The sequence below is a fragment of the Pseudomonas sp. GL_091 genome, assembly GCF_057837725.1.
Map to the genome: position 1 here is coordinate 103,147 of NZ_CM174451.1, position 9,354 is coordinate 112,500.

At 58.8% G+C, this 9,354-nt stretch carries 11 protein-coding genes (1 of these 11 only partly in view); 2 read left to right on the forward strand and 9 right to left on the reverse strand.

What is annotated here, in order from left to right:
• Positions 1-17 precede the first annotated feature (17 nt).
• The 9 genes from AC3ITY_RS00510 to AC3ITY_RS00550 all read right to left on the reverse strand — a co-directional run bounded on the left by AC3ITY_RS00510 (position 18) and on the right by AC3ITY_RS00550 (position 7,867).
• Positions 18-335: a DUF2388 domain-containing protein gene (locus AC3ITY_RS00510; RefSeq protein ID WP_489307053.1), complete on the reverse strand. Its 318-nt coding sequence runs from the start codon at positions 333-335 to the stop codon at positions 18-20.
• Positions 336-442: 107 nt separating this feature from the next.
• Positions 443-763: a DUF2388 domain-containing protein gene (locus tag AC3ITY_RS00515; protein ID WP_477776004.1), complete on the reverse strand. Its 321-nt coding sequence runs from the start codon at positions 761-763 to the stop codon at positions 443-445.
• A gap of 142 nt (positions 764-905) precedes the next feature.
• Positions 906-1,115 carry a DUF1127 domain-containing protein gene (locus AC3ITY_RS00520; protein ID WP_489307054.1) on the reverse strand — a complete coding sequence of 70 codons (210 nt, stop codon included), beginning with the start codon at positions 1,113-1,115 and terminating at the stop codon, positions 906-908.
• 258 nt (positions 1,116-1,373) lie between these two features.
• A complete protein-coding gene (locus tag AC3ITY_RS00525) occupies positions 1,374-1,589 on the reverse strand; it encodes a DUF1127 domain-containing protein (RefSeq protein WP_030129620.1) in 216 nt (71 codons plus the stop codon).
• A 319-nt stretch (positions 1,590-1,908) separates the two neighbouring features.
• Positions 1,909-3,402, reverse strand: coding sequence for a succinyl-CoA:acetate CoA-transferase ScpC (gene scpC / locus AC3ITY_RS00530; protein WP_046042648.1), 1,494 nt, complete (start codon positions 3,400-3,402; stop codon positions 1,909-1,911).
• 213 nt (positions 3,403-3,615) lie between these two features.
• Positions 3,616-5,052, reverse strand: coding sequence for an NAD(P)(+) transhydrogenase (Re/Si-specific) subunit beta (locus tag AC3ITY_RS00535; protein WP_489307056.1), 1,437 nt, complete (start codon positions 5,050-5,052; stop codon positions 3,616-3,618).
• Positions 5,049-5,399 carry an NAD(P) transhydrogenase subunit alpha part 2 gene (locus AC3ITY_RS00540; protein ID WP_046042645.1) on the reverse strand — a complete coding sequence of 117 codons (351 nt, stop codon included), beginning with the start codon at positions 5,397-5,399 and terminating at the stop codon, positions 5,049-5,051. Before AC3ITY_RS00540 ends, AC3ITY_RS00535 begins: the two co-directional genes overlap by 4 nt.
• Positions 5,400-5,410: 11 nt before the next feature.
• Positions 5,411-6,532, reverse strand: a complete 1,122-nt coding sequence (locus AC3ITY_RS00545; RefSeq protein WP_489307057.1) for a Re/Si-specific NAD(P)(+) transhydrogenase subunit alpha — start codon at positions 6,530-6,532, stop codon at positions 5,411-5,413.
• 435 nt (positions 6,533-6,967) lie between these two features.
• Complete coding sequence (locus AC3ITY_RS00550; protein WP_150753713.1) at positions 6,968-7,867, reverse strand: LysR family transcriptional regulator; 900 nt, start codon at positions 7,865-7,867, stop codon at positions 6,968-6,970.
• A 157-nt stretch (positions 7,868-8,024) separates the two neighbouring features.
• Here AC3ITY_RS00550 and AC3ITY_RS00555 point away from each other — a divergent pair, with 157 nt between their 5' ends.
• Positions 8,025-9,206 (forward strand): acyl-CoA dehydrogenase, encoded by a 1,182-nt coding sequence (locus tag AC3ITY_RS00555; protein WP_046043971.1) that lies wholly within the window; start codon positions 8,025-8,027, stop codon positions 9,204-9,206.
• A gap of 11 nt (positions 9,207-9,217) precedes the next feature.
• Positions 9,218-9,354, forward strand: the 5' portion of a protein-coding gene (locus AC3ITY_RS00560; protein ID WP_489307058.1) for a CaiB/BaiF CoA transferase family protein. Its footprint extends 1,084 nt past the window's final position; the window shows 137 of its 1,221 coding nt (coding positions 1-137); its start codon is at positions 9,218-9,220; its stop codon lies beyond the right edge, outside the window.

Consider the following 9,354-nt stretch of genomic DNA (forward strand, 5'->3'; position numbering starts at 1 on the left):
CAGAAAAACAGGGATAACTATTGGACGAGAATTGCTTGTGCCAGTTCAAGGTCGCTGGCATGAAGTTTTGCCTGGGTTCGGCGCAGATACCGCAGGGCCGACTCCAGTCGTGCGCCTCTCAGTTGGCCGTCACTGGCAATGAATGCCGCAGCGTCATCCTGGGCGGCGAGCAGCAGTTTATGGTCGAAGGGGGCGCTGGTCACCAAGCTTGTGGCGTAACCGCTGGCGACGATGCCTTGGGTGGACAGATTGAAGGCGTCATAAGCGTGGGCCGATCCGCAGCAAGCAAGGGTAAGAAAGGCTGGAGCGATCAAGAGATTTGAAGGAAAACGCATGAGACTCGACAGTTGAAAGTGAGTCACAAGGCTAGCGCAAGGCCCGTTCTAGGGCCAGCGCCGAAACATTGGGACACGTCGGGTGTGCCCCATGTCTGTGCAGTCGTTTAGATCGTCAGAATCGCTTGCGCCAGTTGGGCGTCGCTTGCGTTCAGCTGTGGCGCCTGGTGGCGAATATGGTCGAGTGCGCTTTCCAGTTTCACGCCGCGGATGGAACCTTCACTGGCGACGAAGCTGGCTGCGTCGTCACGGGCCGCGAGGACGATCTTGTCATCCTTGAACGAAGACGAGACGACGTCGGTGGTCGCATCGGACGTGGCTTTGAGCGCGTTGACGACAGCATCCGTGGTCACGATGAAGCTGCTGGCTTGGGCACTGGCAGCTACGGCAAACAGGGCTGCAGCGCTGAGCAGACGGAGACGGGACATGGGTAACTCCTTTGGGTAAACCAATTGAAAAATGGCGCAGTGTCTGCAAAGTCAGACGCCAGGCGCTTGGCGCTCGCCACGTTCTGATTTGATATTAGGCCTGAGTGTGTCAGTTCGAACAGCCCGTCATGCAAACAGGCAGTCAGCGCCAGAACGGTTTATCCAATTCATTGATGCGGTCGGCGTGGCTGATGCCAAGGTCTGATAGCTGACGATCATCGAGTTGAGCCAGTAAACGTCGTGTTCTCGCCCTTTCCAGGCTAGCGAAGAGCCCTGTCAGCAGATCTCTGACCCTGTGCAAGCAAGGTCTCGATTGAACTGAGGGGGTGGAAACATCCTGTAAAGAATTCATGGCGCGGTCCCTGTCCTGATAAGTAGAGGGCTCCATGCTGGCACGGGCCGAACATCCACTACAGACACACTGCGACGATATTGTACTCATTCAGTTTGTATTTTCATCAAACTGTACTGGTCTTCAGGTTTGTCTACTGTAAGGCCGGATTTGACAGGCCAAAACGACAAAACCCGTCGTGGTTTCCCACGACGGGTTTTGTTTTTTCAATTCGGGTTGCTGGCGGTGGACCTTCAGGTCAGAGCCAGCGACGCTAACTTAGCGCCAGAACGGCTTGCTCAGCTCTTCGTAGCGTTGTGCTTCGCTAATCCCGGCGTCAGCCAGCAGACGCGAATCCAGGCGAGCCAGTTGATGGCGGCTGGTAATGCGGCGCTGCCACAGCATCAGGTTGGCGATAACGCGCAGAGGCATGGAAGCCTGGGTTTTTGCAGCAGTGTCTTCGAAGAACAGTTCGGAACTGAGTGTACGTTCCATGGTTGACATCCTTCCGCTTATGGCGGGATTAGGTAGTGGTTTAACTGGTGCCCATGATCCTCTCGTTTGCCTAGTCTCTGTAGATACAGTTCATCTGTATTGTGAGAGCTCAGTTAACTGTTTATAGGGGGTGTACTGGTCGAAATTGAGGAAACTGTACCTATGCGCACTATTAGGGTGCGGAATTGCTGTTTTTGCTCGATAAGGTAGGAATTTTCCCTAGGAAATGACCAGTACAGCAGTACAGTTTTTTTCATATTGCGAAGAGGCAAGAGCAAGCTGACGAAACTGTGTTTGCGCCAGCTGCTATCTGTACCAATTACTTCTTCAGCATTTGCCCGGTTTCTTCCAGGTTGATGTGCCAGCTCAGGGCGTCACGCAGGATGTGCGGGGTGTGCCCGCCGATGGCGCACGCGGCGGTGAAGTAATCATTCAGCGCCTGGCGGTAATCCGGGTGCACGCACTTGTCGATGATGATCCGGGCGCGCTCCCGGGGCGCCAGGCCGCGTAAGTCTGCCAGGCCCACTTCGGTCACGAGGATGTCGACGTCATGTTCGGTGTGGTCAACATGGCTGACCATCGGCACCACGCTGGAGATCGCACCGCCCTTGGCGATCGACTTGGTCACGAACACGGACAGGTGCGCGTTGCGCGCGAAGTCGCCCGAGCCACCGATGCCGTTCATCATCCGCGTGCCGCAGACGTGAGTGGAGTTGACGTTGCCGTAGATGTCGAACTCCAGCGCCGTGTTGATGCCGATGATGCCGAGGCGGCGCACGACTTCAGGGTGGTTGGAGATCTCCTGCGGACGCAGGACCAGTTTGTCCTTATAGCGCTCCAGATTGCCGAACACGTCGGCATTGCGCCGGCTCGACAGGGTGATCGAGCTGCCCGAGGCAAAGCTCAGCTTGCCCGCGTCGATCAGGTCGAAGGTCGAGTCCTGCAGCACCTCGGAATACATCGTCAGGTCTTCGAATGGCGAGTCGATCAGGCCACACATCACCGAGTTGGCGATGGTGCCGATGCCGGCTTGCAACGGGCCGAGCTTGTTGGTCATACGCCCGGCTGCCACTTCCTGTTTGAAGAAGTCGATCAGGTGGTCGGCAATGGCTTGGGTCTCGGCGTCCGGCGCCAGCACAGTGGAGGGCGAGTCAGCCTGGTTGGTGACGACGATGGCGACGATTTTTTCCGGTGGAATCGGGATGGCGGTGCTGCCAATGCGATCGTCGACCTTGACCAGCGGAATCGGCGTGCGGGTCGGACGGTAGGTCGGAATATAGATGTCGTGCAGACCTTCGAGATTCGGGTTGTGCGCCATGTTGATCTCGACGATCACGTGCTTGGCGAAAATCGCGAAGCTGGCCGAGTTGCCGACCGAGGTGGTTGGCACGATATGCCCTTGCTCGGTGATCGCTACGGCTTCAATCACGGCAATGTCCGGCAGTTTCAATTGCTGGTTGCGCAATTGCTCCACGGTTTCCGACAAGTGCTGGTCGATGAACATGACTTCACCGGCATTGATCGCCTTGCGCAGGGTGCTATCGACCTGGAACGGCATGCGTCGCGATAACACACCGGCTTCGGTCAACTGCTTGTCGAGGTCGTTGCCCAGGCTTGCGCCGGTCATCAGGCTGATCTTCAGCGGCGTGACCTTGGCACGCTCGGCCAGAGCCTGAGGGACGGCCTTGGCTTCGCCGGCGCGAGTAAAGCCACTCATGCCGACGGTCATGCCGTCCTCAATCAGAGCGGCAGCGTCGGCAGCGCTCATCACTTTGTCCAACAACGAAGGCAGGCGAATACGGTCACGGTACATGGATTGTTATCTCGGGCAACAGGTAGCAGGACGTGCAGTCTAGTGAATTGCGCCGGCTTCTGTCCCGCTACCAAGGTCGCAATCGAGGCGTCTATTCCGGGCCTTTAAAGCAAAACACCGTTACCGGATCGGTAACAAAAGGATAGTTTGTCCGACGATTTGCGCAAACAAAAACGCCCCGACGAGTCGGGGCGTTCCGTGTGCCGCAGAGGGTTAGTCGACGGCTTTGACCATGTCTTCGATGACCTTTTTAGCGTCGCCGAACACCATCATGGTCTTGTCCAGGTAGAACAGTTCGTTGTCCAGGCCGGCGTAGCCGCTGGCCATCGAGCGCTTGTTGACGATGATGGTCTTGGCCTTGAACGCCTCGAGGATCGGCATGCCGGCAATCGGCGATTTCGGATCGTTCTTCGCGGCCGGGTTGACCACGTCGTTGGCGCCCAACACCAGCACCACGTCGGCCTGGCCGAACTCGGAGTTGATGTCGTCCATCTCGAACACCTGGTCGTAAGGCACTTCAGCCTCGGCCAGCAACACGTTCATGTGCCCCGGCATACGACCGGCAACCGGGTGGATCGCGTACTTCACGGTCACGCCGCGATGGGTCAGCTTCTCGGTCAGTTCCTTCAGCGCATGCTGTGCCCGCGCGACCGCCAGGCCGTAGCCCGGCACGATGATCACGGTGTCGGCGTTGGTCAGCAGGAAGGTCGCGTCGTCAGCCGAGCCGGATTTCACCGGGCGGGCTTCTTTCGAACCGGCCGGGCCGGCCGCATCCGTTGTATTGCCGAAACCACCGAGCAGTACGTTAAAGAAGGAGCGGTTCATCGCCTTGCACATGATGTACGAGAGGATCGCACCGCTTGAGCCCACCAGCGAACCGGCGATGATCAGCATCGAGTTGTTCAGCGAGAAGCCGATACCCGCCGCTGCCCAGCCGGAGTAGCTGTTGAGCATCGACACGACCACTGGCATGTCCGCGCCACCAATCGGGATGATGATCAGCACGCCGAGCACGAAGGCCAGGGCCAGCATCAGGGCGAAAGCGGTGTAGTCACCGGTGAGCATGAAGGTCACGCCCAGGCCCAGTGTGGCCAGGCCCAGCAGCAGGTTCAGCTTGTGCTGGCCACTGAACTGTACCGGTGCACCCTGGAACAGGCGGAACTTGTACTTGCCCGCCAGCTTGCCGAAGGCAATCACCGAGCCGGAGAAGGTGATTGCACCGATGGCGGCACCGAGGAACAGTTCCAGGCGGTTGCCGGCCGGGATCGCGTCACCGAGTTGCGCAACGATGCCCAGCGACTGCGGCTCGACCACGGCAGCCACGGCGATGAACACCGCTGCCAGGCCGATCATGCTGTGCATGAAGGCGACCAGTTCGGGCATCTTGGTCATTTCGACGCGTTTGGCCATGATCGATCCGGCAGTGCCGCCGATCAACAGGCCGACGATCACGTAGACGATACCGTCCTGGGCCAGCTCGGCACCGAGCTTGTAGATCAGACCGACCGTGGTGAGGATCGCCAAGCCCATGCCGAGCATGCCGAACAGGTTGCCGCGGCGCGACGTGGTGGGGTGCGAGAGGCCCTTGAGCGCCTGGATGAAGCAGACCGAGGCGATCAAATACAGGGAAGTAACCAGGTTCATGCTCATGCTTGCTGCACCTCAGCCTTGACTGCTGCGGCCTTGGCAGCCGGAGCTTTGGCCGCTTTCTTCTTGAACATTTCCAGCATGCGCCGGGTCACCAGGAAGCCACCAAATACGTTGACCGCGGCCAGGGCCACGGCCAGGGTGCCCATGGTCTTGCCCAGCGGGGTCACGGTGAGGGCGGCGGCGAGCATGGCGCCGACGATCACGATGGCCGAGATGGCGTTGGTCACCGCCATCAGTGGCGTGTGCAGTGCGGGGGTGACGTTCCAGACCACGTGGTAGCCGACATAGATGGCCAGCACGAAGATAATCAGGTTGTAGATACCGTGAGAGATCAGCATGTCTTCCATTGTTTTTATCCTCAGCCGTTCTTGCGCACGATCTGGCCGTCGCGGCACATCAGGCACGCGGCGACGATATCGTCTTCAAGGTTGATCACCAGTTGTCCTTCTTTATCGAACAACAGTTTCATGAAGTCCAGCAGGTTGCGTGCGTACAGCGCCGAAGCGTCAGCCGCCACGGCGCCGGCCAGGTTGGTCGGGCCGACGATGGTCACGCCATTCTCGACGACCACCTGATCGGCCACGGTCAGCGGGCAGTTGCCACCCTGAGCCGCCGCGAGGTCGATGACTACCGAACCCGGCTTCATCTGCGCCACGGTTTCCGCGCTCAACAGGGTTGGTGCCTTGCGGCCCGGAATCAGTGCGGTGGTGATGACAATGTCAGCCTGCTTGGCGCGTTCGTGTACGGCCGCGGCCTGGCGCTGCATCCAGCTGGCCGGCATCGGGCGGGCGTAACCGCCGACACCGACGGCGCATTCACGCTCTTCATCGGTCTCGTAAGGTACGTCGACGAACTTGGCGCCGAGGGATTCGATCTGCTCTTTCACCGCCGGGCGCACGTCAGATGCTTCGATCACCGCCCCCAGGCGTTTCGCCGTGGCGATGGCCTGCAAACCGGCCACGCCGGCACCGAGGATCAGCACGCGCGCCGCTTTCACAGTGCCCGCGGCGGTCATCAGCATTGGCATGAAGCGCGGATAGTAGTGCGCGGCCAGCAACACGGCTTTATAACCGGCGATGTTGGCTTGCGAGGACAGCACATCCAGGCTTTGGGCGCGGGAGGTGCGCGGCGCCGCCTCCAGGGCAAAGGCGGTAATCCCGCACTCGGCCAGCTTGGCGATGGTTTCGTTGCTGAACGGGTTGAGCATCCCCACCACAACGGTGCCGCTTTTAATCAGCGCCAGCTCGCTGTCGCTGGGCGCGACCACCTTCAAAATCAGCTCTGCACCAAACGCGTCATTGGCACTGCCAATGCTTGCGCCTGCCGCTTCATAGGCACTGTCGACTACGCTGGCATTAACGCCGGCGCCGCTTTGTACAGTGACCTTATGACCCTGGCTGATCAGCTTCTTGATGGTTTCCGGGGTTGCAGCAACCCGTGTTTCACCGGTCTGGGTTTCGAGAGGAACACCAATGTGCACGTCAAATCTCCTGCGTGATCTTATTGAGTAAACCCATGCACTACGGATGGTGCGGCTGGGGCGGCCGATCAGCACGATCCCGCCAAATCAGGGCGGGGCGCGGCATTTTGCAGGCGAACTTTGTGCCCTTCAAGGGATTATGACGGGTGACGGAAAATTAACTACAAGTCACCCCGTGACCGAATGTCGCAACCAACCGGCTCAATCCCTTGCAGACCGTGCTTTGCGAGGATTCTGGCCGAAATTGAAGAATTTACACATCGGCCGTATGAATGATGCGGCATCGCTTCGAAATAGTGGCGCAAAGCCGCGTGGTCAGCCGCGTGTGGGACGTTTGTACGACTTATCGATACAGTTTGCTGGTATGCGACAAATACGTATATCTGTAGGGCTTTGATTTAGCTGACTACGGGGTCAAGTAACGTTGAATAACCTTTATCCCTCTAGGCTGTAGCTGTGTGCCTGATTTACCAGCCAGTCACGAAATGCCCTTAAGGATGCGGATTCGACCTTCCGCTCAGGAATCATCAGGTAATAAGCCTTGATGCTGGATAGTGCTTGCGGGTTGGCGATCACCAGGCGTTTCTCTTTCAACTCCCTTTGAATCAGGAACGGTGGAATCAGCGCAATGCCCATGTCGTGCATGGCCGCTTGGGCGAGCATGGAGAATAGCTCGTAGCGGGGGCCTGTCATGTCTCGCGGGACATTCAGGTGTTGGGAGTCGAACCATTGGCGCCAGGCATAGGGGCGGGTGGTTTGTTGCAGAAGAGGTAAGTCGGCGATTTCGCCGGGCGTCAGACTGGTCTTGTTTCCGAGCAGGTTGGGGCTGCAAACGGGCATTGGATTTTCACCCATCAGCCTGTGGGATTCTGTACCCGACCAATCCGCGTCACCGAAGTAGATGGCGGCATCAAAATCAGTGTCGGCGAACAGGAACGGGCGCGTGCGGTTGGTCAGGTTGACCGTCACTTCCGGGTGCTTTTGCTGGAAGTCCTTGAGTCGCGGCAGTAGCCATTGGGTGCCGAAGGTCGGAACGACGGCCAATTCGATCACGTTGGTGCCTTGCTGGCCCATGACTGACAAGGTGTCGCGCTCAACCGCATCGAGTTGGGTAGCTACTCGACGGCTGTAGGAGAGTCCGGCTTCCGTCAGCTTGACCCCGCGCCGCGAGCGCCGGAACAGTTCCACACTGAGGAACTCTTCAAGGCTGGCGATCTGTCGGCAAATCGCCCCTTGGGTCAGCGAAAGTTCCTGGGCGGCCTTTGTGAAGCTCTCGTGGCGCGCCGCTGCCTCAAAGCTGATCAGGGCTGTGGTGCTGGGTATCTTTCTGCGCATGTACGTCAACCTCACTAATACATCGCATAAAGGCTCTTTCGCGACGTTTCGGAGTGAGAAATTAGCACAACAGTATGCGAAATCCTCGTTTGCCGTAGTGCCGATCCGGGCCTAGGATCAGTCCACGTTATTTGACCCGATTCGAGAGGACACACTCATGGGCGGTAAAGCTAGCTTCAACTGGATCGATCCCCTGCTGCTGGATCAACAGCTCACTGAAGAAGAACGCATGATTCGCGACACAGCTGCGCAGTTTGCTCAGCAGAGCCTTGCGCCGCGCATTCTTGAAGCTTTCCGTCATGAGAAGACCGATCCGGCGATCTTCCGCGAAATGGGCGAGATCGGTCTGTTGGGCGCAACCATCCCCGAGCAGTACGGTGGCAGCGGCCTGAACTATGTCAGCTACGGCCTGATCGCCCGTGAAGTCGAGCGTATCGACTCCGGCTATCGCTCGATGATGAGCGTGCAGTCCTCGCTGGTGATGGTGCCAATCAATGAATTCGGTACCGAAGCGCAGAAGCAAAAGTACCTGCCGAAACTGGCGTCGGGCGAGTGGATCGGTTGCTTCGGCCTGACCGAGCCTAACCACGGCTCTGACCCGGGCGCGATGATCAGTCGTGCGCGCAAAGTCGAAGGCGGCTACAGCCTCACCGGCAGCAAGATGTGGATCACCAACAGCCCGATCGCCGATGTGTTCGTGGTCTGGGCCAAGGACGATGCCGGTGACATTCGCGGCTTCGTTCTGGAGAAAGGCTGGAAAGGCCTGAGCGCTCCGGCGATTCACGGCAAGGTGGGCCTGCGGGCATCGATCACCGGTGAAATCGTGATGGACAACGTATTCGTTCCGGAAGAGAACATTTTCCCGGATGTCCGTGGCCTGAAAGGTCCTTTCACTTGCCTCAACTCGGCACGTTACGGCATCTCCTGGGGTGCGCTGGGTGCAGCCGAGTTCTGCTGGCACACCGCTCGCCAGTACACCCTGGATCGTCAACAGTTCGGTCGCCCGCTGGCCGCCACTCAGTTGATCCAGAAGAAGCTGGCCGACATGCAGACTGAAATCACCATGGCGCTGCAAGGCTGCCTGCGTCTGGGTCGCATGAAGGACGAAGGGACCGCTGCAGTCGAAATTACCTCGATGATGAAGCGCAACTCTTGCGGCAAGTCCCTGGACATCGCGCGCATGGCTCGCGATATGTTGGGCGGCAACGGCATCTCCGATGAATTCGGTGTTGCGCGTCACCTGGTCAACCTGGAAGTGGTGAACACCTATGAAGGTACGCACGACGTCCATGCACTGATCCTCGGTCGTGCGCAAACCGGCCTCCAGGCGTTCTATTAAGGAGAACGTCCATGGGCGCGCTATCGCATCTACGGGTACTGGATTTATCGCGGGTGCTGGCCGGGCCTTGGGCCGGGCAGATCCTGGCCGACCTTGGCGCGGAAGTGATCAAGGTCGAGCGTCCGGGTAACGGTGATGACACGCGCGC